This window comes from Celeribacter baekdonensis B30 (genome assembly GCF_000299875.1).
GTDB classification, from domain to species: domain Bacteria; phylum Pseudomonadota; class Alphaproteobacteria; order Rhodobacterales; family Rhodobacteraceae; genus Celeribacter; species Celeribacter baekdonensis_A.
Genome location: NZ_AMRK01000004.1, coordinates 221,755 through 245,241 on the forward strand (window position 1 = coordinate 221,755; position 23,487 = coordinate 245,241).

Annotated in this window: 23 protein-coding genes; 10 read left to right on the plus strand and 13 right to left on the minus strand. The window is 59.3% G+C overall.

Going from position 1 to position 23,487, the window contains the following annotated elements:
* From plsX to B30_RS09180, 3 genes are all read right to left on the minus strand, one after another.
* Window positions 1-1,146 (minus strand): phosphate acyltransferase PlsX, encoded by a 1,146-nt coding sequence (gene plsX / locus B30_RS09170; RefSeq protein WP_226946380.1) that lies wholly within the window; start codon window positions 1,144-1,146, stop codon window positions 1-3.
* 32 nt (window positions 1,147-1,178) lie between these two features.
* The gene (gene rpmF, locus B30_RS09175; protein WP_009571770.1) at window positions 1,179-1,385 is read right to left on the minus strand and encodes a 50S ribosomal protein L32; all 207 of its coding nucleotides are present in this window, start codon (window positions 1,383-1,385) and stop codon (window positions 1,179-1,181) included.
* A 332-nt stretch (window positions 1,386-1,717) separates the two neighbouring features.
* Entirely contained in the window at window positions 1,718-2,284 is a 567-nt protein-coding gene (locus B30_RS09180) for a YceD family protein (RefSeq protein WP_009571771.1), read from the minus strand.
* Window positions 2,285-2,397: 113 nt separating this feature from the next.
* On the opposite strand from B30_RS09180, the gene B30_RS09185 reads away from it, so the two are divergent.
* Complete coding sequence (locus B30_RS09185) at window positions 2,398-2,850, plus strand: outer membrane protein assembly factor BamE (RefSeq protein ID WP_009571772.1); 453 nt, start codon at window positions 2,398-2,400, stop codon at window positions 2,848-2,850.
* 87 nt (window positions 2,851-2,937) lie between these two features.
* Here the strand turns inward: B30_RS09185 and msrB are convergent, their stop codons facing one another.
* Window positions 2,938-3,345: a peptide-methionine (R)-S-oxide reductase MsrB gene (msrB, locus tag B30_RS09190; RefSeq protein ID WP_009571773.1), complete on the minus strand. Its 408-nt coding sequence runs from the start codon at window positions 3,343-3,345 to the stop codon at window positions 2,938-2,940.
* A gap of 177 nt (window positions 3,346-3,522) precedes the next feature.
* On the opposite strand from msrB, the gene B30_RS09195 reads away from it, so the two are divergent.
* Window positions 3,523-4,284 (plus strand): GNAT family N-acetyltransferase, encoded by a 762-nt coding sequence (locus B30_RS09195; protein ID WP_009571774.1) that lies wholly within the window; start codon window positions 3,523-3,525, stop codon window positions 4,282-4,284.
* Between the two features lie 146 nt (window positions 4,285-4,430).
* Here B30_RS09195 and B30_RS09200 read toward each other — a convergent pair whose 3' ends face one another.
* Window positions 4,431-5,186: an SDR family oxidoreductase gene (locus B30_RS09200; RefSeq protein WP_009571775.1), complete on the minus strand. Its 756-nt coding sequence runs from the start codon at window positions 5,184-5,186 to the stop codon at window positions 4,431-4,433.
* 337 nt (window positions 5,187-5,523) lie between these two features.
* Between B30_RS09200 and B30_RS09205 the strand changes: the two genes are divergently transcribed.
* The 7 genes from B30_RS09205 (at window position 5,524) to B30_RS09235 (ending at window position 12,873) form a co-directional block, all read left to right on the plus strand.
* Window positions 5,524-7,371 carry an ABC-F family ATP-binding cassette domain-containing protein gene (locus B30_RS09205; RefSeq protein WP_009571776.1) on the plus strand — a complete coding sequence of 616 codons (1,848 nt, stop codon included), beginning with the start codon at window positions 5,524-5,526 and terminating at the stop codon, window positions 7,369-7,371.
* 208 nt (window positions 7,372-7,579) lie between these two features.
* Window positions 7,580-8,170 (plus strand): outer membrane protein, encoded by a 591-nt coding sequence (locus tag B30_RS09210; RefSeq protein ID WP_009571777.1) that lies wholly within the window; start codon window positions 7,580-7,582, stop codon window positions 8,168-8,170.
* 204 nt (window positions 8,171-8,374) lie between these two features.
* On the plus strand, window positions 8,375-9,340 hold the full coding sequence (gene speB / locus B30_RS09215) for an agmatinase (protein ID WP_009571778.1): 966 nt from the start codon (window positions 8,375-8,377) through the stop codon (window positions 9,338-9,340).
* A gap of 1 nt (window position 9,341) precedes the next feature.
* Window positions 9,342-9,764, plus strand: a complete 423-nt coding sequence (locus B30_RS09220; RefSeq protein ID WP_009571779.1) for a DUF1499 domain-containing protein — start codon at window positions 9,342-9,344, stop codon at window positions 9,762-9,764.
* Window positions 9,765-9,822: 58 nt separating this feature from the next.
* On the plus strand, window positions 9,823-10,872 hold the full coding sequence (gene prfA / locus B30_RS09225) for a peptide chain release factor 1 (RefSeq protein WP_009571780.1): 1,050 nt from the start codon (window positions 9,823-9,825) through the stop codon (window positions 10,870-10,872).
* An 8-nt stretch (window positions 10,873-10,880) separates the two neighbouring features.
* The gene (gene prmC, locus B30_RS09230; protein ID WP_226946382.1) at window positions 10,881-11,747 is read left to right on the plus strand and encodes a peptide chain release factor N(5)-glutamine methyltransferase; all 867 of its coding nucleotides are present in this window, start codon (window positions 10,881-10,883) and stop codon (window positions 11,745-11,747) included.
* Between the two features lie 439 nt (window positions 11,748-12,186).
* The gene (locus B30_RS09235; RefSeq protein ID WP_009571782.1) at window positions 12,187-12,873 is read left to right on the plus strand and encodes a DUF4167 domain-containing protein; all 687 of its coding nucleotides are present in this window, start codon (window positions 12,187-12,189) and stop codon (window positions 12,871-12,873) included.
* Between the two features lie 105 nt (window positions 12,874-12,978).
* Here the strand turns inward: B30_RS09235 and B30_RS09240 are convergent, their stop codons facing one another.
* The 8 genes from B30_RS09240 to B30_RS09275 all read right to left on the minus strand — a co-directional run bounded on the left by B30_RS09240 (window position 12,979) and on the right by B30_RS09275 (window position 21,817).
* Window positions 12,979-13,500 carry a helix-turn-helix domain-containing protein gene (locus B30_RS09240; RefSeq protein WP_009571783.1) on the minus strand — a complete coding sequence of 174 codons (522 nt, stop codon included), beginning with the start codon at window positions 13,498-13,500 and terminating at the stop codon, window positions 12,979-12,981.
* Window positions 13,501-13,634: 134 nt separating this feature from the next.
* Window positions 13,635-14,063: a VOC family protein gene (locus tag B30_RS09245; protein ID WP_009571784.1), complete on the minus strand. Its 429-nt coding sequence runs from the start codon at window positions 14,061-14,063 to the stop codon at window positions 13,635-13,637.
* Between the two features lie 13 nt (window positions 14,064-14,076).
* Entirely contained in the window at window positions 14,077-14,919 is an 843-nt protein-coding gene (gene rsmA, locus B30_RS09250) for a 16S rRNA (adenine(1518)-N(6)/adenine(1519)-N(6))-dimethyltransferase RsmA (RefSeq protein WP_009571785.1), read from the minus strand.
* Complete coding sequence (pdxA, locus tag B30_RS09255) at window positions 14,916-15,914, minus strand: 4-hydroxythreonine-4-phosphate dehydrogenase PdxA (protein WP_009571786.1); 999 nt, start codon at window positions 15,912-15,914, stop codon at window positions 14,916-14,918. The genes rsmA and pdxA overlap by 4 nt, the downstream gene beginning before the upstream one ends.
* Complete coding sequence (locus tag B30_RS09260; RefSeq protein WP_193217677.1) at window positions 15,911-17,230, minus strand: SurA N-terminal domain-containing protein; 1,320 nt, start codon at window positions 17,228-17,230, stop codon at window positions 15,911-15,913. Before B30_RS09260 ends, pdxA begins: the two co-directional genes overlap by 4 nt.
* A gap of 160 nt (window positions 17,231-17,390) precedes the next feature.
* Window positions 17,391-19,598 (minus strand): LPS-assembly protein LptD, encoded by a 2,208-nt coding sequence (locus tag B30_RS09265; RefSeq protein WP_009571788.1) that lies wholly within the window; start codon window positions 19,596-19,598, stop codon window positions 17,391-17,393.
* 3 nt (window positions 19,599-19,601) lie between these two features.
* Complete coding sequence (lptG, locus tag B30_RS09270) at window positions 19,602-20,699, minus strand: LPS export ABC transporter permease LptG (RefSeq protein ID WP_009571789.1); 1,098 nt, start codon at window positions 20,697-20,699, stop codon at window positions 19,602-19,604.
* Window positions 20,696-21,817 carry an LptF/LptG family permease gene (locus B30_RS09275; RefSeq protein ID WP_009571790.1) on the minus strand — a complete coding sequence of 374 codons (1,122 nt, stop codon included), beginning with the start codon at window positions 21,815-21,817 and terminating at the stop codon, window positions 20,696-20,698. Before B30_RS09275 ends, lptG begins: the two co-directional genes overlap by 4 nt.
* A 200-nt stretch (window positions 21,818-22,017) precedes the next feature.
* Here B30_RS09275 and B30_RS09280 point away from each other — a divergent pair, with 200 nt between their 5' ends.
* Window positions 22,018-23,484 carry a leucyl aminopeptidase gene (locus B30_RS09280; protein ID WP_009571791.1) on the plus strand — a complete coding sequence of 489 codons (1,467 nt, stop codon included), beginning with the start codon at window positions 22,018-22,020 and terminating at the stop codon, window positions 23,482-23,484.
* The last annotated feature ends 3 nt before the right edge of the window (window positions 23,485-23,487 follow it).

Below are 23,487 nucleotides of genomic sequence, written 5' to 3' on the forward strand. Positions count from 1 at the left end.
TTATTTTGGTTGTGACGTTCCGTCATTTTGCGCTGAGGCGACGGCAGATGCAACCCGTGCCGCCAAACGTTCGGAAAAACCCGAGGCGGAGAGTTCATAGGCCAATTTGATCGCGGCAGAGACGCCGGTGGCGTCCGCCGAGCCATGGGATTTGACCACGGTGCCTCTGAGGCCAAGGAACACACCGCCATTGACGCGGCGCGGGTCGATTCGCTTTTGCAGGCGTTTGAGCGAGGTCAAAGCGAGCAGGGCGGCGATGCGCGACAGCGGCGTGGCCTTGAACGCTTCTTTGAGGAAATCACCCACGAGTTTCGCCGTGCCCTCGCCGGTTTTCAACGCGACATTGCCGGTGAACCCGTCGGTGACGATGACATCGACCTTATCGCCGGGAATATCGCCGCCTTCGATGAATCCCATAAACTCATAGCCACCAATGCCAGAAGCGTTGGCGATCAGATCCTGGGCCGCTTTCAATTCGGCGCGGCCTTTGTGCTCTTCGGTGCCGACGTTCAAAAGACCGACGCGCGGGACATTGAGGTTGAGGCCGTTGCGGGCATAGGAGGCGCCCATCATCGCATATTGCAAAAGGTCGCGTTCATCGGCGCGAATATCCGCGCCGACGTCAAGCATGACGTTAAAGCCCTGCGGATTGCGCGAGGGCCAGAGGCAGGCAATGGCGGGGCGGTTGATGCCGTCGAGCTTGCGCAGGCGGATCATCGAGGTGGCCATCAGCGCGCCGGTGTTGCCACAGGACACACAGGCCTGCGCTTCACCGTCTTTGACGGCATCAATGGCGGAGCGCATGGAGGTATCGGCGCGGCGCATCGCTTGTGATGGCTTTTCATCCATGCGCACAACGCCGGGCACATCGCGGATGTCCACACGATCTTTCAAAATCTTGCGCTTGCGCACAAGTTTATCAAGCTCGTCACCGGGCCCGTGCAGGATGAAATTCAAATGGGGGTTTTTGGACGCAGAACGTGCAATGCCGGCGACAATGGTCGCCGGCCCACGATCGCCACCCATGGCGTCGATAGAAAGCGTGACCTGAAGGCCCCCGCGCGCACCAAGCCGCCCTTTCGTCTCATCAATCCGACCCGGAACATCCGAGTCGGTCATAGGAGAGGAGGGAACGGGTGTGCTCATGCTCTTAGCGGCATCAGGGCAGTCAAACGCGCTTATGCTGCGTCGTCGTCGAGATCAATCTCGTCGGCTTGTGCAACGACTTCGCGGTCGTCGTAGTGGCCACATGCGCCACAGACGTGGTGCGGGCGTTTCAATTCGCCACAGTTCGGGCATTCTGCCGGATTGCCAGCAACCAATGCGTCGTGCGCGCGGCGCATGTTCCGCTTGGAGCGGGTGACTTTATTCTGAGGAACAGCCATGTCTCGACCTCGGGTTCGTGGGGATCTGATCCGCCTTTGCTGCGGGCCCCTAGGTGGGCGGGGCCGTGGCCCCATATACATTCGGGTGTTATCCCGATCAATTCTCGGCGCTTCATAGGGCTTCGCGGGCAGAGTGTAAACCATGCAGTTTGACCCTGTCGTTTCACATGGAGAGGCGCATAGTCTTGGTCCATGACACTGTCAGGACCGATCTCATGCGCCACACATGCCACAGGCAAAACCGTTACGGGAAGCGAGGCCGGGAACATACTCGGAATCTTGACGCGTGCAACCTTTTTGTTTGGTCTCGGTTTACGCGCCTTTTTCTGGGCTCAACTGTCGTCTTTTCCAAGCATATCACGCAGCGCCTTCAGGCTGGCAAAAGGCTTTGTATCCTCATCGAGCAAAGGCGCTTTGCCCGGCTCGGTGATCTGGGCACTGACGGTTTCGACCCCTTCGGCGCGGGGATAATCGGGCGCGGCAAGCGCAAGCGCCTCTTCGGCCACCAAAGACAGCAACAAGGTTGCGGGCAAAGGTTCGATCGTGTCGTCCTCAGGCGCTTCGATTTCTGCATCAGCCACGTCGATCTCATCTGTGTGATCGGCCAGATAGGTGCGCGAGAGCGGCGTATCAATCCGCGTGGTGACCGGCGCAAGCGTGGCCACACAGGGCTGAACCACCGTCGCACCCAGCGTTCCGGTCAATTGCCAGTCGCGTTTGCCGATGGGGGTCAGTTTGCCTTCAAATCGCAATTTTTTCACCGCGGACAGGCCGAGTGCCGTGGCCAGCACCTCCATGTCTTCCGAGGTGGGGATGAGGCGGAACGGGTGAGCGTGGGCATTTGAGAGATCGCGCAAGCGCAACTCAGTGCCCCAGCTTGTCAAACCGTCGTGTCCCATGTTGGATGTCTCCTTGATCGTCGGGCGCTGTTTCTATAAGCCGGATACGAGGCGCGCGCGCACAAGGCAAGAGGGGGCACATGTCCACACGCATTTTCCCAAAAGGACCGACCATGAGATTGAACCGCATTCTAGGGCTCTCTTTGGGCGTTGTCTTTGCTGTTGTTTTGTCCGGCTGTGTCGCGCAATACCGCAATCATGGCTATGTCCCCTCTGAGGAGGCTTTGGCGCAGGTTGTCGTGGGTGTGGACACCAAGGACACGGTCTCTGATGTGATCGGCGTCCCCGGCACCGAGGGCATTTTGGACAGTTCCGGGTGGTATTATGTCCGCTCGCAATTCCGTCACATGGGGGCACTTGCGCCCAAAGAGGTGGACCGTCAGGTCGTTGCCATCTCCTTTGATTCGCGTGGCACGGTCAGCAATATCGAACGGTTCGGGTTGGAAAAGGGCCGTGTCGTGGTCTTGTCGCGTCGTGTGACCGTGGCCAACACCAAAGGCACCACCTTTATCAAACAGTTGTTTGGCAACTTGGGGCAGATTTCCGCCGATCAATTGTTGCAATAACGTGCTGTCATATTCCGCATGAAAAAGCCGCCTTATGGGCGGCTTTTTGTTTGGCGGACTGTTCGGGCGTTTTCGCCTTACCCTGCCTTATCCTTCCGCGCCCTCATTCGGTTCAAACCGGATCGACACGCCGTTGATGCAATAGCGCATCCCGGTTTTGTCCTGAGGCCCGTCGGGAAACACATGGCCCAGATGCGCGCCGCAATCGTCGCAATGCACCTCGACCCGCACCATGCCATGCGACAGATCGCGGGTTTCGGCCACGGGCGCGCCCTCTTTGGTGGCGTAAAACGCAGGCCAACCACAGTGGCTTTCATATTTGGTCTCTTGGCTAAACAGCTCCGCGCCACAGCAGGCGCATTTAAACGACCCGGCCGATTTCGGAAAACCGGGATGCGAAAATGGCCGCTCTGTGCCGGCCAGTCGCGTCACGCGAAAGGTCTCCGGGTCTAATGAGTCGCGCCATTCGGCCTCTGTTTTGTGAATCTTCGCCATTGTGCGCACTCCTTTTGCTCTTTGGTATAGCAGATAGGGGATTGCCCGCGTGAAGCAAGCCGAACCGGGTTTCAAAAAATCGTCATGTCTTGCGGGCAAGAAGGGGAGACACCATAGTCTATAGGCGTCCCTTGTTCGGGACTTATTCGATGGTGAGGCTGAAAAAGGACCAGTGCCATGATCCCGTTGCTCAAGGGCCGTTACACCGCCCGTTTTGCTGAGACCCGTCCCGACATCGAAGCGGCACAGCGCCTGCGTTATCTTGCCTTTATCGTCGGATCGGGCGTTCAGGGTGCAGGTCTGCGCGAAGATGGGCTTGAGGCCGATGATTTCGACGCACTCTGTCGCCACGTCTTGATCGAAGAGCGCAAGACCGGGCGGCTCGTCTGTACCTATCGTTTCCTCGATCTGGCTGGAGGGGCCGAGATCGCGCAAAGCTATTCGGCGCAGTTTTATGGCCTCGACGGTCTGGCCGATTTTGAAGGCCGGATGTTGGAAATGGGCCGGTTCTGCATCCATCCCGAAGCCCGCGACCCCGATATTTTGCGCGTCGCCTGGGGGGCGATGACCCGCTATGTCGATGAACAAGAGATCGCTTTGCTGTTTGGCTGTTCGTCCTTTCACGGCACCGAATGGAAGGACCACGCCGACGCTTTGGCCATGCTCAAACACCGCCATTTGGGGCCGAAACGGTTCCTCCCCAAGGTCAAAGCCCCCAACGTGTTCAAATTCGCCGCCCGCCTGCGCCGTAAACCCGACGCTCGCCGCGCCATGTTGAAAATGCCGCCACTTTTGAAAACCTACCTGATGATGGGCGGCTGGGTCTCTGATCACGCCGTCGTGGACCGTGACCTTGGCACGATGCATGTGTTCACTGGGGTGGAAATCAACGCCATCCCACCCGCGCGCAAGAAGTTGTTACGGGCTGTTGCGGGGTGACGGGGGCGGTTTGAAGGGCTGATTTTAGCCATTTGCGTTTCGGCGTTACGATCAGAGAGTGATAGCGGAGCTTCACAGTGTTGCGCTTTGATGACGGCAATGCAGATTTTGTTGCCGTTGGTCACGATGCAACCAACGGCAGCTTTTCAAAGCAAACGGGTCGCCATGCCGCCGTCAACGGCCAACGGGGAGCCCGTTACAAAGCTGGCTCTGTCGGACAATAAGAATAAAGCAGATTGAGCAATTTCCTTAGGTTGAGCCATACGTTTCATGGGGTGTAAACTGGCGATGAAATCGTGCGTTTCAGGATCATCACCAGCCATATCGGTTTTTGTGCCACCCGGCAGAATGGTGTTGATGCGAACACCATTTGCCGCATGATCGGATGCCAAAGATTGCATGAGCCCAATCAAGCCTGCCTTCGAAGCGGCATAGGCTCCCATGCCGGGCATCCCCCCATTGCTGAAACCCACAAAAGTGCCCGTGAATACGATAGATCCTCCTCCACGTTTCTCAATTGCCGGAATCTGAGCCTTTGCCGCGAAGAACGCGCTGGTTAGGTTTGTCGCAAGAACTGATTGCCAAGTACCTGAATCCATTTTTGGAATTGGCCCCATATCGCCCATAATGCCGGCATTGTTAAATGCGCCATCAAGACCGCCAAACTGCTTTTCAGCCAGGTCGACAAGATCTCTGGAATAGGTTTCGTCCGTCACATCGCCCGCAAGGCAAACGGCACGTCCATTGCTTTGTGCAATTTGTTCGACGAGTGTATTCAGTTCGGGTTCACGGCGGGCACCCAGCACAACATTTGCCCCCTCTGCGGCAAACAAAAGCGCTGCAGCAGCACCTATGCCGCTACTCGCCCCTGTGATGATAATTGTCTTGTCTTTCAGTTCCATGGTCATGCCTTTCTATATTTGCATGCCAAACAAATAGGGAAAGAGGTGCCGCCAACTCGACCCGTTTCTTGCGCGTGTTGAGCCAACTGAATCGAAATCGCAAGAAACGGGTCGGCTTATGGTCTGCAAACTGGAGCTGCTGCGCGCGCCTTGCAGCATCGGATACATGGACACTCAACGGCCAGACGCCGCACCTTTGCCCAAGGGCGGCTTTGGTGAGACGGTCACAGTTTGCAACGCCTGCTCTCTGCTCACTTCGGCCCTAAGTCGCCGCGCCACATCCCCATCCCCTCCGTTCCCCGTTGACCTTTCGTGCGGCGCACAGTAGCGGTGCGGCATGGCACGCGCACCCGTCTTACAGCTCTCCGACATTTCCCTCACTTTTGGGGGAGATCCCGTATTTGATGGCCTTGGCCTTGTGGTTCAGGAGGGTGACCGTGTCGCCCTTGTGGGGCGCAATGGGTCGGGGAAATCGACTTTGCTTAAGGTCATGGCCGGGCTGGTTGAACCGGACCGGGGATCGCGGGTTTTGGGGCCGGGGATCACGGTCGGCTATATGGAGCAGGACCCGGACCTGTCGGGTTTTGCCACTTTGGGCGATTTTGCTGCCTCAGAGCTTGATCCGGCCGAGACCTATAAAGTCGATATGGTCGCAGAGGGCCTTAAATTTAATCCCGAGACGCCGGTGGACACCGCCTCGGGGGGCGAAAAACGCCGCGCCGCCTTGGCCAAACTATTGGCCGAAGCGCCGGGGTTGATGTTGCTCGACGAGCCGACCAACCATTTGGACATTGAGGCCATCGCCTGGCTTGAAGACGAGTTGAAATCCACCAAAACCGCCTTTGTGCTGATTTCGCACGACCGGGCGTTTCTCAATCACCTGACCCGCGCGACGCTTTGGATCGACCGGGGCGAGGTGCGGCGCCAAGAGCAAGGGTTTGAAGCCTTTGAAGAATGGCGCGACAAGATTTGGGACGACGAGGACATGCAGCGCCACAAGTTGGATCGCAAGATCAAGGCTGAGGCGCGGTGGGCGGTTGAGGGCATTTCAGCCCGGCGCAAACGCAATCAGGGCCGGGTGCGCGCACTGCAAGACCTGCGCGCCGAACGTTCCAGCCAGATCCGCCGTCAGGGCACGGCGGCGATGGATCTTGAAGTGGCGGAGAAATCCGGCAAACGCGTGGTCGAGGCCGAAGGCATTTCCAAAAGCTTTGGCGACAAGGTGATCCTACGCGATTTCTCGATCAAAGTGGCCCGCGGCGACCGGATTGCCTTTGTCGGCCCCAATGGCGCGGGCAAAACCACGCTGTTGAAAATGCTGACCGGCGAGATGGAACCGGACACCGGCACGGTCAAGCTCGGCACCAAATTGGACATGGCGGTGTTTGACCAAAACCGCTCCAACATCCGCGAAGACCTGACTCTTTGGGAGGCGATGACGTCGGACAAAGACATGCGGGTGTCGGGCAAGGCCGATCAGGTCATGGTGCGCGGCGTGCCGAAACATGTGGTCGGCTATCTCAAAGAATTCCTCTTTACCGATGCCCAAGCGCGCGCGCCCGTGCGCTCGCTGTCTGGCGGCGAAAAGGCGCGGCTGTTGCTGGCCAAAATCATGGCGCACCCCTCGAACCTTTTGGTGCTCGATGAGCCGACCAATGATCTCGATATCGAAACGCTCGACCTATTGCAGGAGCTTTTGACCGATTTCGAGGGCACGGTTCTGTTGGTCTCGCACGACCGTGATTTCATTGACCGGGTGGCGACGCAAACCGTGGCGATGGAAGGCGATGGCTGGGCCACGTCCTATCCCGGCGGCTGGTCGGATTATCAATCGCAACGCGGGGCTGTGGCCAAGGCGCGGGAACGCGACAGCGCCAAACAGGCGGAGCGCGCCGCGAGCAAACCGGCGGATGCCAAGCCCGCAGCGGCATCGCAAGCGCCTGCCAAGGCGAAAACCGCACTGACTTTCACCGAAAAACACCGTCTTGAGGTTTTGCCCGACGAGATGGCGCAGATCGAAGCACAGATTGGCAAATTGTCCGAGCTTTTGGACGATCCTGACCTGTTCACCCGCGAGCCGGTCAAGTTCAAAAAGGCCACGGATATGTTGACCGAACGCCAGGAGGCGCTCGCGCTGGCTGAGGAAGAATGGCTTACGCTTGAGGAGAAAAATTCCGACGCTTAAGTCGGGATTCTTCTTTGAAAGGGCCAATTTCGGCGGCTTCCTGCCAGAACGCCCAAATTCTTCGGCGTCTTTTGTCCCATCACAGAGTCATCACGCGGGCGTGACCTTAACCCCTCTGTTTGTTTAGGAAAAAACCATTATCTCCCTGATCGAGGTGTCGCAAACGACATCACCTTTGGACGATCCTGAGGCAGTTAAGGAGACTATTATGAAACGTATGACAACTTCCGTTCTGGTGCTCGCGAGCATGGCTCTTTCCGCCCCTGCATTTGCAGGTGGCATGACCGCTCCCACCCCCGAGCCCACTGTTTACACCCCGGCACCGATTGTTCCGGTTGGGGCCGATTGGACGGGCGCTTATGCTGGTGGTACGCTCGGCTACGGTTGGGGCAATGATGCGCTCGATAACGCCGATGACATGACCTACGGTCTGTTTGGCGGTTACGATTACGACTTTGGTCAGTTCGTTTTGGGGGGTGAGCTTGAATATCTCAAATCCGAAATGGAAGATGGCACCACCAAGCTTGACGACATGACCCGCCTGAAACTGCGGGCTGGCTATGACTTGGGCTCTACCCTTGTTTACGGTGTGGTCGGTGCGGCCTATGCCAATGCTGACATCGGTGGGACCTCCTATTCCGACACAGGCGTGACTTACGGTATCGGCGTTGATTACGCTGTGACCGACAATGTGAACGCCGGTGTTGAGCTGTTGCAAAACGACTTTAACGAGTTCGACAACAGCGGTTCTGACCTGTCGGCCACCACGCTTGGTGCGCGCGTGTCGTTCCGCTTCTAAATTTTGGATTGAAGGGCGGCTTTCGAGCGGCCCTTGGGTTCCCCCCAGTGACGAAAGGCGTTCCCCGCGTTTCCTTTCGTCGCAGCCCCCGTCCTGATCTCAGGGCGGGGGTTTTATTGTGGCGGATCAGAATTTCGTCGCATCCGATTGCCAAGCCCGCGCGCCGCGCTAGAGTGGGGCAAAGCAAAGGGAGGCCCGTGCAAAATGGCATTGGAAGACGCAAAAACTCAGATTGACATGGCCTTCACCGGTTCCGGGCGCGGGCTGGCGTTTGAAAACGCCTTTGGCGGCGCGCTGTCCGCCTTTCGCCGCCGTTATACCAAGGATCTGAGCGGGGTGGATTTGGCCATCACCGGCGTGCCTTTTGATCAGGCGGTGACCAACCGTCCCGGCACCCGGCTTGGCCCGCGCGCGATTCGTGAGGCTTCGGCGTTGCAGGCCTTTGATGCGCCCTATGGTTGGGGCTATTCGCCCTTTGATGAGTTCAACGTGGTGGATTATGGCGATCTGGCCTTTGATTACGCCAAGGTCTCCGATTTTCCCGACGCGCTGACCGACCACATCCGCACGATTTTGGCCTCTGGGGCTGGCAGTCTGGTTTTGGGCGGCGATCATTACATCAGCTACCCGATCCTCAAAGCCCATGCGGAAAAATTCGGCCCGCTCAGCCTCATTCATTTCGATGCTCATTCCGACACCTGGGCCGATGACGACCTGACCCGGATTGATCACGGCACGATGTTCTACAAGGCGGTGAAAACCGGACTGATTGACCCGAAAACCTCGGTGCAAATCGGCATTCGCACCGACAACCCGGATACGATGGGCGTTAATATCATCGACGCGCGGATGGTGCATGAACGTGGGGCGGCTTGGGTTGCCGCCGAGGTCAAAAAGATCGTCGGAGAGCGCGCCTGTTATCTGACCTTTGACATCGACTGTCTGGACCCGGCTTTCGCCCCCGGCACCGGTACGCCGGTGTGGGGCGGTTTGAGTTCCTGGGAGGCGGCCGCCATACTGCGCGACCTCGCAGGCGTGACTCTGACCGGCGGCGATGTGGTCGAAGTCTCACCGCCCTATGACACCACCGGGGCCACGGCGATCGCGGGCGCTCATGTCGCGATGGAGATCATCAGCCTGTTTGGTTGGACCCGGCGAAAGGGCGTTTGACGTGAAAATCGCGCTCCTCCTCCTCATTGGCCTTTTTGCCCTGTTGCAAGCCGTGGTGCGTTTGGCGCCGACGGTGCCGTCGCGGTGGCATATCGACCCGTTTGCGGCGACAGACCCGGCGCCGGGCGGGGTGTTGGCGATCTTTACCGTGCCGATGGAGGCGGATGAGGCCCTCGCGCGCCTTGCCGCCATCGCCGAAACCGAACTGCGCACCCGCCATGTGGCCGGATCGGTGGAGGAGGGGCGGTTGACCTATCGCACTCGGAGCGCGTTTTGGGGCTTCCCGGATTTCACCACCATCGCCGCGCGATCCACGGAGACCGGGGCAGAGGTGGCGATTTTGGCGCGGCTGCGCTTTGGCCGCTCCGACATGGGCGTCAATGGCCGCCGGGTGGCAGCATGGCGGGCGGTCGCAGGATTTTGAGGCGCGCTGTGCCGCCCTCTCTTGACCCTGCGACATTTGCAGGGCAACAGATCACCCCATGATACCACAGGACCGTTTGCACCAGATCGTTGAGCGTTTTGAATTCCTTGAGGCCTCCATGGCGCAAGGAACGGGCGATATTGCGGCTTTGGGGCGGGAATATTCCGATTTGAAACCCGTGGTGGATCAAATCCACGCCTATCAAAGCCTGTTGTCCGATCTCTCAGAGGCCGAAGAGATGCTCTTGGACCCGGATATGCGGGCTTTGGCGCTTGAGGAAATCCCTGTGCTCAAAGCCAGACTTCCTCTGGCCGAAGAGGCGCTGCAAATCGCGCTTTTGCCGAAAGATTCCGCCGACACCGGTTCGGCCATCGTCGAAATTCGCCCCGGCACCGGCGGGGATGAGGCCGCGCTGTTCGCGGGTGATTTGTTGCGGATGTATCAACGCTACGCCGAGGCGCGCGGTTGGCGGTTTGAGATCATCGAACTGCAGGAAAGCGAATTGGGCGGTGTCAAAGAAGTCATCGCCAATATCGCGGGGCAGGGCGTCTTTGCCCGGATGAAATTCGAGAGCGGCGTGCACCGGGTGCAGCGCGTGCCGACCACGGAATCGGGCGGGCGGGTGCATACGTCGGCGGCCACCGTCGCCGTTCTGCCCGAAGCGCAGGACGTGGACATCGAAATCAACGCCAATGACATCCGGATCGACACGATGCGATCCTCTGGCGCGGGCGGACAACACGTCAACACCACCGATTCTGCCGTGCGCATCACCCACATTCCAACCGGGATCGTCGTCACCTCCTCAGAAAAATCGCAACACCGCAACCGAGAGATCGCGATGAATGTGCTGCGCGCGCGGCTCTATGACGCAGAACGGCAAAAACTGCATGATGCGCGCTCAAGCGAGCGCAAATCGCAGGTCGGCTCCGGCGATCGCTCCGAGCGCATCCGCACCTATAATTTTCCGCAAGGCCGGATGACCGACCACCGCATCAACCTGACGCTGTATAAGCTCGACGCGGTGATGAACGGAGATTTGGACGAGGTGATTGATGCGCTGATTTCCGATCATCAGGCGCAGTTGATGGCGGAGATGGGCCAGTGACATCGGGTGTGAGCACGGCGACTACCGTTCAGCAGGCGCTTGTCATCGGCACCCGCACGCTGGCGAGGGCCGAGATTGACGGCGCAGGACGCGATGCGCGGCTGTTGATGGCACATGTGCTGGGGATCGCTTTGGATCGGCTGACTTTGGTGCTGCCCGATGCGATTTCTCCTGGGGCACAGGCCGCGTTTGACGCCGCCATTGCCCGGCGCGTGGCGCGCGAACCCGTGTCGCATATTCTGGGCCGCCGTGCCTTTTATGGTCGGGAGTTTCTGGTCAGTGCCGATGTGTTGGACCCGCGTCCCGAGACGGAGATATTGATCCAAGAGGCGCTGACACAGCCCTTTGCCTCGGCCCTTGATCTTGGCACAGGATCGGGTGCTATCCTTTTGACATTGCTTGCGGAAAGCCCTATATCTAAAGGGATTGGCACGGATTTGTCCGAGGCGGCTTTGGCGGTGGCGCGTCAAAATTGCGCCGCCTTGGGTCTTGGCAATCGGGCGCGGTTTCAACTGGCCAATTGGTGGCAGGGGGTCGAAGGGACTTTTGATCTGATTGTCTCCAACCCGCCTTATATTGCCGCCTCTGAAATGCCGGATCTGTCGCCGGAACTGGCCTATGAGCCGCGCATGGCGTTGACCGATGAGGCGGATGGATTGACGGCCTACCGTGCGATTGTGGCCGAGGCGCGGGCGCATTTGGCTCCGCGCGGACGTATCCTGTTGGAGATCGGCCCGACGCAGGGCGCTGCCGTGTCCGATTTGTTGCTGGCGCAAGGGTTCAAGGCGGTGCGGGTGATTGCCGATCTCGATGGCCGGGACCGCGTGGTGTGCGGGCAAGGGCCCAATCCGCATCCGCGCAACGTGGGTAAGTGACACCGGGGTCGATCCATGAGCCGAGCATGGGCCGATGCTTTCGGACATGCGTCAGGAAAGTCGTAACTCTTATGCGCCATGATGCCCGCAGGAAATCTGTCGCGGGCTTTGCAGTGTGGTGCCACGTTGCCATGCTGTGACGTGATCTTGTGATGTGATCCTGGGGCGTGATCTTGTGACATTGACCTGACGCTGGAGCATCGGCAAAGGGGCCATCGGACGCATTTAGCCCGTGAAGAGCGCAAAAACTGCTTGTCAACAGGGGTGGGACATGATTACTGAGGACAGCGTTTGGCAGGACTTCTGTCCCCAGCGCCGTTACCCAACACAGCTTAGACGTTGAGGGCTCCCATTTCGGGGAGCGCATGGGACAGACAAGCCCGATCTAGCATAAGCCGGTCCGAAGAACCCGGAAGACAAAGGCTCGAGAGAATACTGTATGAGATCCTCTAAAAACCGTTCGCGGTCCAAGACCAACAATCGCCCCCGTACCGTCGGCAATATCGTCAACCGTGTGTTTGACAGTTCCGGCCCGGAGGGCAAGGTGCGCGGTACGCCGCAACAGATCATCGACAAATACAATCAGCTGGCGCGGGACGCACAGCTGTCCAATGACCGGGTGGCGGCTGAAAACTTTCAGCAACACGCGGAACATTACCTGCGCTTGTTGAGCGTGGCGCAAAAAGAAATGGATGCGCAGCGAGAACAGCAAGAGCGCGAGCAACAAGAGCGCCGGGACCGTCAGGAATCGGAACGTCTTGAGCGTGCAGAACGTGCCGAGCGTCATCGCAAACGCGAAGAGCAGGCCGCAGAGACCGCACCGCAACCGGCGTCCCAGCCCTCTTCGGTGGCCGGCGAGGGCGATCAGCCCGATGTGGTCTTTGTCGATCACAGCACACAAGATCAGCCTGCAAGCGATGACACCGGACTGGTGGAAACACCGGAAAGTGCCGCACCTGCGCCGAAAAAGCCCCGTGCCCCGCGCAAACCGCGCGCGCCGCGCAAACCCAAAACGACGGACGAGACGTCTGGCAATGCAGGCGGTGATGCTGGTGGTGATACTGGCAAGGGCAAAGCTGAGGCGGCCAGTGCCGACACAGGCGACAGTTCCGAGGCCGCAGAGTGATTGCATAAGGTGACGGGCCTTTGGGCGCGGTGCTTATGACCAAAGATAAAACCCGCACTTGGTGGTGCGGGTTTTATCTTTGAGGTTGGTGCGGTCCGAAGCCGATCAGGCCCGATCAGAGAGGGCGTGTGAGGGCGGGGCCGTGTCGATCAGCGTATCAATCAACGCCGACATCATCTCGGCCCGGTTGCGGGTCGCGGATTTGCGATAAATCGCATTGAGATGGGCCTTGATCGTGCCCTCTTTATTGCCGCGAAATGCGGCGATTTCACCAATGGTAAAGCCTTTGACCAAAAACCGCGCCACATCGCGCTCAGAGGGTGACAGTTTCCACAAGTCAAAATGGCTTTCGATCACATCGAACACCGCCTGTGACGCCTCATGCAGGCTGTGTTCCAACCGATCTTTGCGCTGTTGCAGGTCGATCAGATAGCCCAGTTCCAGCAGGATCGCCAAAACCAAGGCCGCCGCCGCCACCGCTTCGATCAAGAGATGCGTGGTCGGTTTGCCACCGGCCTCTTGCAGATCGGTGAAGACATCGAAGACAAAGAAAACCGCACAAAAGGTCTGGATCGCAATCAGGGCGATCATCGCCGCCGGGGCTTTGGCCGAAGTGAAACGCGCCATGGCGGGTCCTTTCGAGGGGAAGAGGTGACGCCGCCAGACATATCAATGTTGTGGGCGTTTTGCCATAAACCCGTGAAACAGGTTTATGGCGGAACACTTTAGGCGCAACGTTTGGCGGGAGGCGTATCGGGGCCTTATCGGGTTGAACGATCCGTCAGATCGTCCCAAAACTCGGCGCGATGCACGATATGGATTTTATTGCCCGAAGGATCACGCAGATAGGCACCGTAATAATCCGGCGCATAATGTGGGCGTGGCCCCGGCGCGCCAGCATCTGTGCCGCCGTGCAAAAGTCCTTGGGCATGGGCCGCGTCCACCGCCACGCGTGACGGTGCGATAAAGGCCAACATTGCGCCATTGCCGCCGTGCGCGGGGGCACCGTCAAACGGCTGATAGACGTAAAACCGGGGATAGGGCGCCTCTGGCCGGACCCAACAGCGCGCGTCAGGCCCGCCATCCGGCTCAACCATCCGCTGTGTCATGCCGATTTCGCCCAAAACCGCGTCATAAAATGCCGCCGCTTGGGGCAAATCATCGGCTCCAACTGTCACATGCGAAAACATGGCGCTCTCCGGTCTAGGTCTTGGCCACTTCGCGCGCCAAGGCACACCACCCCTCGACCGAGATTTGTTCGGCGCGGTCGGTGGGTTTGATCCCGGCGGCATTCAGGCGATCTTCGATCTCGGGGGCTGCGCCTTTCAACGAGGCGCGCAGCATTTTGCGACGCTGGTTGAACCCGGCGGCAACGATGCGTTCCAAGACTTTCGGATCGGCCTCGAACCGCGCTTTGGGCAGGGCTTCGAAATGCACCACGGCGGAATGGATTTTCGGCGGCGGTGTAAAGGCCTCGGGCGGCAATTCCATCACGATATTGGCCCGCGTGCGCCATTGGCTTAAGATTGCGAGGCGTCCGTATTTCTTGCTGCCTGGCTGTGCCACGATGCGTTCGGCCACTTCGCGTTGAAACATCAGGGTCAGCGAGGACCAATAGGGCGGCCAGCTTGGCGGGGTCAGCCAGCGCACCAAAAGTTCGGTGCCGATGTTATAGGGCAGGTTGGCGATGATGCGCACCGGCGGCGTCAGCCGCTCCAGCGGGTCGATCTCAAGCGCATCGGCGTTCAAAACCTCCAACCGTCCGGGGTAGATCGCGGAAATTTCATCGAGGGCTGCAATGGCGCGGCTGTCTTTTTCCACCGCCAAGACTTTGCGCGCGCCTTCGGCCAAAAGCCCGCGGGTCAAACCGCCGGGGCCGGGGCCGACCTCCAAGACATCGCATTTTGACAAATCCCCCGCCAAACGGGCGATTTTCGAGGTCAGGTTGAGGTCGAGCAAAAAGTTTTGGCCCAAAGACTTTTTAGCCACCAACCCGTGCCGCTCGATCACATCGCGCAGCGGTGGCAGCCCATCAAAACTTGTCATCCGTGGTCCTTTTGCCTTTTGGCATGGCTCATTTCATGCGCCATCTTGAGCGCCGCAATCAGGCTGGTTGGGTCGGCTTTGTCCCGGCCCGCGATGTCAAAGGCGGTGCCATGATCCGGCGAGGTACGGATAAACGGCAGGCCCAGCGTGACATTGACGCCACCAGCGAAATCAATGGTCTTGATCGGGATCAGCGCCTGATCGTGATAGGCACAGAGCGCCACATCATAGTTTGCCCGCGCAGCGGCGTGAAACATCGTGTCGGGCGGCATCGGGCCTTTGAGATCAAAGCCTTCGCCCTTGAGGCGGGTGATCAGCGGGATCATCCACTCAAGCTCCTCATCGCCCATCGCCCCGCCTTCGCCGGCATGGGGGTTCAGCCCGGCAATGGCAATGCGTGGGGCGGAAATGCCCCAAAATGTGGCCAGATCGGCGGCAGTGATGCGGATTGTTTCTTCCAAAAGCTCGGGCGTGAACGCCTCAGGCACATCGCGCAGCGCGATGTGGATCGTCACCGGAACCACCCGTAGTTCGGGGCAGGCCAGCATCATCACCACCCGCTCGACGCCGGCCAGATGGGCCAGAAATTCGGTATGGCCCGGATAGGCAAACCCGGCCCCGTCTTTGAGTACTTTTTTATGGATCGGCGCGGTGCACAACGCCGAAGCCTGGCCGGTTTGCACCAAAGCCACAGCATGGCGCAGCACGTCGATCACCCCTTGGGCATTGGCAAAATCGGGCACCCCCGGCGTGGCGAGGGCATGAAACTCATGGCGCAACACCGCCAAACTGCCACTGGCAACATGATGCGCCTCGGCGGGATCGGAAATTTCGGCAAAGCGGGCACCATGGGGCAAATGGCGCGGATCGCCGAGCCAGAAAAACGGCACAGATCCGTCCAAAGCCTGCGCCGCTTTCACCGCAATCTCAGGCCCCACCCCCGCAGGTTCGCCACAGGACAGGACGATTGGTGCGGTGGAGGCGGATTTGCTCATGGGATCACAATCGTCGCATCTGCGCGCAATTCGGCCACGAAACTGTCGGCCAAGGCGCCGATGCGTTGCGACAAAAGCTGTTGGCGGATTTGGTCGCGGTCGGCGCTGTCGTTGGCCTCATAGCTGCGGCCACACATCATCAAAAACACCAAAGTTTGCCCATCCGCGCGGGTCAGCGCGGTGGACACTTCGCCCGGATCGAGTTTTGAGAGTTCAATCGCCACATCATTGGGGATGTCTTTGACGGGCAGGGTGTCGATCTGCAACACAGTTTCGGGTTCGTCTTTGGCGATGCCGTAGAGATCATCACAGGTGTCTACTGAAGCCTTGACCTGAGCCGCACGTTTGAGCGCCGCCTCAGAGCGGCCCCCGGCAATGTAATAAGCGGCATATTCGATGGCGTCGGCGTTGGGCGTTGCCACATCGGTCTCCGCGATTTGGCGCAGTTGGAACACGCCAATGGCGTTGCCTGTTGACAAGGGCGCGGTCATTTCGCCCGGTTTGAGCGTGATCACAGCGGCGCGCAGGGGGGGCGGCAAATCGCCAACTGCGACCCAATCCATGCGACCGGATTTTTCACGGCTCGGGGCAACGGAATATTTTGCGGCCGCCGCGGCAAAGTTTGAAATCGTCGGGTTGGCGGCGATTTCTTTGACCAAAGCTTCCGATTTTGCCGTCTCTTCCGGGGTGCGCGCCGGCAGGAACAGTTCGGACAACAACACGCGCAGGCCGCCGGAGGGGCCATTGTTTTGCAGGGCACGGTCGATCTCGGAGTCTGAGACCTGTGCCTTGGCACCAAAACGGCCACGGGCATAGTCGCGCCAGATCAACCCGGTCGAGAGGAAATCACGCACGGTCTGGGCCGAAACGCCGTTTTTGGCCATCAGGCTGAGGAATTGTTCGGGCTTCAATTGGCCACGCGCCGCGAATTCCTGAATGCCTTGGGCGATTTGTTCGTCGGTGATGCGCAACCCCACGCGGGCTGCGGCTTCGGCCTTGAGACGTTCGTCGATCAGCGCATCAAGCGCGTCTTTTTCCGAGGCCGCCCCACCCAAAACGCGCAAAAGTGCCACGCGTTGGGTCAGTTCATAGCGGGTCACCACCTTGTCATTCACATAGGCGACAGGGGCAAACATGTTTTGCGCCAGCACGGGAGAGAGGGTCACAGACAGGGCCGAAAGCGACAGCGCCGCAAGGGCTGCCATCTGCACCATGCCGCGCGCCATGCTGCGGAACGCGGCAGACATCCGACGCGCGCCGTGGCGCTTGATTGCTCTGCTCTGCGATGTGTCGAGTGCCCCGAATTTACGTCTCATGCCCACCCTCGTGTGTTGCCTGCTTATGGCGTCTGACCTCTTTCTAAGAGGTTTCGACGCGCGGGCCAAGCGGATTGCGCGGCCCAGTTTGTCCCACCCTTTTGCCCGGGCATTTCTCCCGGTGGCATATGCCCGCCGCTGCCTGCCCATGCGTGCGGATTTAGAGCGCCCCAAAGCCACAGCTCGTGTCTTTTTTACCGTTCGCGCCATAGGCCCCAAAGCCGATGGAGAGGGAATAGCTGGTGGTGGGATCAAGGGCTTCGGTGTCGGAATAGCGCCGCGAGACCTTGAAACGGACACGGGCGCATTCATTTTCGAATTGAAGACCAAGCCCGGTGCGCGTCGCCTCATCCTCGGTGAAATCGTAAAGATATTCGAGGTTGGCGGACCAGTTTTTCGCCAATCGGAAGGAGCCATCGAAGCCGAACTCATTGAGCGCCGTGTCGCGATGTTCCATCGCATCGGCCACCACATAGGCGTAAGACGCGCCGAGAGTGTAGCGGGGCCGCATGTAATCGAGACGGGTTTCCCATTTGGCCAAATCAAACGCATCATCAAACAAGGACCGGGTTTGAAAGGCGAGGCGGGTATCAAAGCCCGCGTCAAAGGCGATAGAGGCACCCAAAAGCCAATCCGATTGCGTGGTGGACAGCCCCGAGGCGTCGGAATATTCGGCACTGTCATCGAGATAGAGCACCCGACCGAGGGTGATCTCATATTGGGTGGTCTCGGCGTAATGGGCAAAATGCAGACCCGCCGCCGCCGTAACCCCGGTGGCGCGGCGATCCGCGCCGGGAAAGCGGGCGAGGGTCATCAGATTGCCCTCGTCAAATTCCACAAGGGTCGAATCGGTGTTTGGGACGTCGCCGCCGATGCTGTCAGACCACCCGAGTTGGATCATCGGTTCGATCAGTTCGGAGGCCCCTGTCGCCGTGGTGCGGGTCAAGGGCCAGCTCAGTTTGCTCTCAAACGACCCGGTGAATCGCGCGACGGTGTCTTCATAGGTTGAATTTTGATGCATGGCATAGGCATCGACATAGGCGGCGGCGGTGCTGTCCCATTTCAGCCCCGGCCCGAACACTGCGCTGGTGATCCAGGCCGCCTCGGCACCCAGGCGCAAGACGTCATAGCCGTCAATATCGACCTCTGAATCGCGATAGGAGGAGGAGGCGGAGAGGCCAAAGGTCAAGGCACCGGGAATGGCGCCCGGATCGACCCGGCGTTCATACATGACCTCGCCCAAAAAGAACGGCAACGTGTCTTCGATCCCCAAATCGGCAGCGCGCAAAGTGCGCATATGGATCAACTGCGCATCAAAGGCCTCGCCTTTGGAATAGCGCGTGAGGGTCAGTTTGGAGGGCAAAAAATCGCCGTCATAAATGCCGTAATCCACCAGATAGGCAATGTCGGAGGCGGCGCGCAGATCGGCCCCGAATTCAAACCCATTGCCCAGATGCCATGTGCCTTCGGCAAAGAGATAGGCGCGGGTGCCATCGCGGGTGTCGTCCGCACTCACCGCGCCGTTCACTTCGATCTCGCCGCGGGCAAAGGCTTGGCGATAGCGCAGGCCCAGCGTGGTGGTTTTGGTGGCGATATAGGGCGAAATCGTCAGATCGCGGCTGTCGCCCAGTGGGATGAAATAGGGGGTTTCAATCCCGGTGCCCAAGGTGGAATCCGTGCGCAGCTCTGGGATCAAAAAACCGCGCGCGCGTTTGAGAGTGGGATCGGGAACGCGCAGATGTGGCAACCACAACACCGGGACATCGGCGATGCGCAATTGCGCGTTGGTGAAATAAAGCTGATGCGCCTCACTGTCGTGGATCACCTCGCTGGCGCGGATTGCCCACAAGGGCACAGGATGGGCGGCGCACACTTCACAGGTCGAGGCGACCGTCTTTGAGAGCCGCAGATAGCGCCCGTCCACGACATCAAGCCGGGCGGCGGCGAGTTGCAATTGGCGGTCGACGACCATCCGCGCCGAGGTCATGATGCCGTTTTTAAGCCCGGTATCGAGATCGGCGCTTGAGGCCAAGATCACCGTGTCACCGCCGCTTTCAGTCAGACGGATCGGGCCGTCGATCTGCAATTGCCCGGTGCTTTGGTTAAAGGTGATCCGGCTGGCGGTCAGACGCACGTTGCCTTGGATCACTTCGACCGCGCCCGTGGCGATCAGCACAGTGCCATCGAAGCTGACGCTGTCGGCCAAAAGTGCTGTGGGCAGGGCTTGGTCCTCTTGACTGTCTTGGGCCAAGGCGGCGCCGATTTGCGCGTCCGGCAGGGCCAGACCAAAGCCAAAGCTCAGGGCCAAGGCCAGAGCCAAACGGGCAGGGCGCAGCGGGCGCTCGGGAGGAAGAGGTGAGACAGTCATGGCCTATCCATCCTCCAAATGCAGCAGCAGCGCAAGAGAGGCAAAAATCACCGCCATCGGCGGGCCCCATGCCGCCAAAGAGATCGGCAAAAGCCCGTTTTGCCCCAAAATGATCGCGAAAGAGCGTAGAAAGAAAAAGGCAAAGGCCAGGATGATCGCTGTCACCACCAAGGTCGAGGTCCGCCCCAGCCGGGTGTGACGCATGGTGAACCCGGCCCCGATCAACAGCATGGCGACAAAGGTAAAGGGCAGGGCCAATTCGCTTTGCAGCCACATTTTATAGCTGCGCGCCGAAAAACCTGCGGTTTCCAACTTTTTGATATAGCCCGACATATCCCAGATCGACACGGCTTGCGGGGTGCCAAAGCGGTCCTGGATTTCCGCAAGGGTCAGCGTGGTGTTGAGTGTCAGTGTGTCGTGATAGGTCGCCGCCGCCTCTGGGTTGGCGGCCCCCAAAAGCGGCCAGCGTTTGGCGTTCACAAGCTGCCATTGTCCGCCTTTGATGCGCGCCTCTTCCGCTTCGATCCGATAGAGCGGCAGGCCCGCTTTGGCAAAGCCGATAAAGCTGACGTCGAACAATTCGGAGCCATCCAGATTGGACCGCGTGGCGCGGATCACCATTTGGCCGTCTTGCGAGCCTTCCCGCAGCCAGAGCCCTTCGTCCGAGACCGAAAACACCTGACGCTCGCCTTTGAGATAAAGCGCTGAGCGGGTTTCAAAGCTGCGCGCGGTGGTCGACGCCACCGGGTTCAACACCGCAACCGACAAGAGACCAAACAGAAAGACCACCACCACCAGCGGCAGCAAGGACCGCAACGCCGAGCGCCCGGAGGCCCGAGAGACGACCAGTTCCGAGGAGCGCGCCAGCCCGAGAAACAACACCAGCGTCGCAATCACCACGATGATTGGCAGTATATCATAGATCGTGCGCGGCAGGCGCAGCAAAGCCATGGAAAAAATCGCCATAGATCCAATGTCGAGGCCAGAGAAATTGCGGATTTGATCGAGGCTTTCGACCATCACGATCAGCCCGGCGAAAATCGCCATGACGATCAGCAAAGCCCGCAAAAACCGGCGGGCGAAATAGAGATCAAGCCTCATGATGCGCTCCCCAAACCGGGCGCGCGGCGCAGGCGCGGATGGGCGGCTTTCCACAGCAAGGCCCATGACATGCCAAGTCCCAAAAGCGTGGCGAAATATCGAAACGGCCAAAGCCGCGCGTCATTGTCAATCATCCCTTCGAGCGTGTTGTCGATGGACTTGACCACCACCAAAAGCACGATGGCGACCAAAATCTGTCGCCACAGGCCAAAGCGCGAAAATCCGCCGACGATCAGCGTGCCAAAGCCGATCAGGCTGATCGCGACGCTCTGAAGGGCTTTGTTCATACGCATATTGGCCTCGGCGATCATGCCATCTTTGCTGACTCCGGTGTCGGCCTGAAGCGCGGGGTTTGCGCGCAACAGATCAAATGTGGTGGTCGCGCGGATCGAACGTGTCCCGGCCACATCGGTGTTTATCAGGCCACCAAGCCCATAGGCGAAACTGTCAAAACGGGTGACGGAGAGACGTTTGCCGCTGAACTCATAGGTCTGCGCCATGCCATCAAACATCAACAACATCGGCGCGCCGTTTTCGGTGCTGCCATCGCCTTTGACGATCAGGGCGCGCGACGCCATAAAGCTTTGGCGCTGGCTCGCATCACGGCTGTTGGACAGGTAGATATCTTCCAATTCGCCCGCCGCCGAAATGTTGCGCACATAAAAGGTGATGCCCTTGGTCGGGTGGACAAATGTGCCCTCGGTCAACAGCCGCGCGGTGACATCGCGGGCAATCTCGCTGCGGCGCATGTCCAGTTCTTGCACGGAAAGCGGCACCAACACATGGGCCAAGATCGCCACCATCGCGGCCACGATAAGGCTAAAGAAAAACACCGGGCGCGCGAGGCGATAAGGCGAATAGCCCGCCGCCTGAACCACCACCAACTCCGATTCTGCCGACAAACGGTTGGTGACATAGACCGTGGCGGCAAAGGCCGCAATCGGTAACAGATTGACCAGGATCGTTGGCAGGGACAACAGCGTGAGTTGCAAAAACACCGAGGCCGATTGACCATCGCCCATCAGCCAATCCAAAAGGCTCACCGCCTTGTTGACCCAGAACACCAAAGCCAGAACGAGCGAGAAAAACCCGAACAGCATCAGCAATTGCTGAAGCATGTATTTGTCGAATCTTCCCAAACGCGTTCCCCAAGACCACTGACAGATTGCGCGGACTTTATCGCGCCGAGAGGACGGGAGAAACCCGTAATCTCGCTCTGGTCACCGCCGCCTTTGAGGTCTACCTATAGTGCGAGCGCCAAAGGGACGGTGAGCTGTCCCATCGGCACAGACGCGACACATTCGACAAAGGATTCCCGATGACCCAACCCGTTAAGCCGACAGTTGCTGCCCTTGATCTTGATGCCATCGCCACCGCAAGCGGGCGTGTCGCCGTTGTGGTGAGCCCGGAGGGCACGCTGGGCCAAGCCGCCCGCCGCATCAACCGTTTGAGCAAAGGCGCGCTGGCGCGGTTCGTGGAAAGCGATGCGTTTGAGGAGATGGCCGAAGGCGAGGGCAAAGATTTGGCCTATCCGGCGGGCATGGCGGCCGAGGCGATTCAGGTGGTGAAACTGTCCAATCAGGCCTCTGTTGAATTGGCGCGCAAGGCGGGTGCTGCGATTGGGGATGCGGTCACAAAAGCGGGCGCTTTGGTGCTGCCCGGTAGTGTCAAACGCGTCGAAGAGCTGGCGTTGGGCGTGGCGCTCAAGCATTACAAATTCTCCGATCACATGGGCGACGGCCCGGCCAAGGACATCCCCGAGGTGACGATTGCCGTGACCAAACCCGAGACCGTCGATCTCTCCACCATCGAGGCGCTGAGCGAGGGCGTGTTCTTCACCCGCGATCTGGTGATGGAGCCATCCAACATCCTCAATACCACCGAATTCGCCAACCGTCTCAAAGCCTTGGAGGCCTTGGGTCTTGAGGTTGAAGTGCTGGAAGAGGCCGATCTCGAAGCCTTGGGGATGCGCACGCTTTTGGCCGTGGGCCAAGGGTCGACCAGCCCGTCGAAAGTGGTTGTGATGCAATGGAAGGGCGGCAAGGACGAAGCTCCATTGGCTCTTGTCGGCAAGGGCGTGGTGTTTGACACTGGCGGGATTTCGATCAAACCGGCGGCTGGCATGGAAGACATGACCATGGACATGGGCGGCGCGGGTGTTGTCGCGGGCGTGATGAAGTCGCTGGCCCTGCGCAAAGCCGCCGCCAATGTGGTGGGCATTGTCGGCATCGTTGAAAATATGCCCGATGGCAACGCGACCCGTCCGGGCGATGTGGTCCGTTCGATGAAAGGCGACACGGTTGAGATCATCAACACCGACGCCGAGGGCCGTTTGGTTCTGGCCGATGTGTTGTGGTATGCCCAAGACCGTTTTGCGCCCCGCGCCATGGTCAATTTGGCCACGCTCACCGGCGCCATCATCATCGGTCTCGGCCATGAGAACGCGGGCGTCTTCTCCAACGATGATCCGTTCTGCAACGCGTTTCTCAAAGCGGCCAGCGCGGAGGGCGAGGGCGCATGGCGGATGCCGATGGGCGCGAATTACGACAAGATGCTCAAATCCGATGTTGCGGATATGAAAAACGTCGGCGACCGGGCGGCCGGGTCGATCACTGCGGCGCAATTTCTCAAACGCTTTGTCAAAGACGAAACCCCTTGGATTCACCTCGACATCGCGGGCGTGGCTTTGACGAAAACTCCGACCACTCTGGCCCCGAAAGGCGCGACAGGTTGGGGCGTTTTGGCGCTCAACCGCCTTGTCGATGACATGAATAAAGAGGCTTAATCC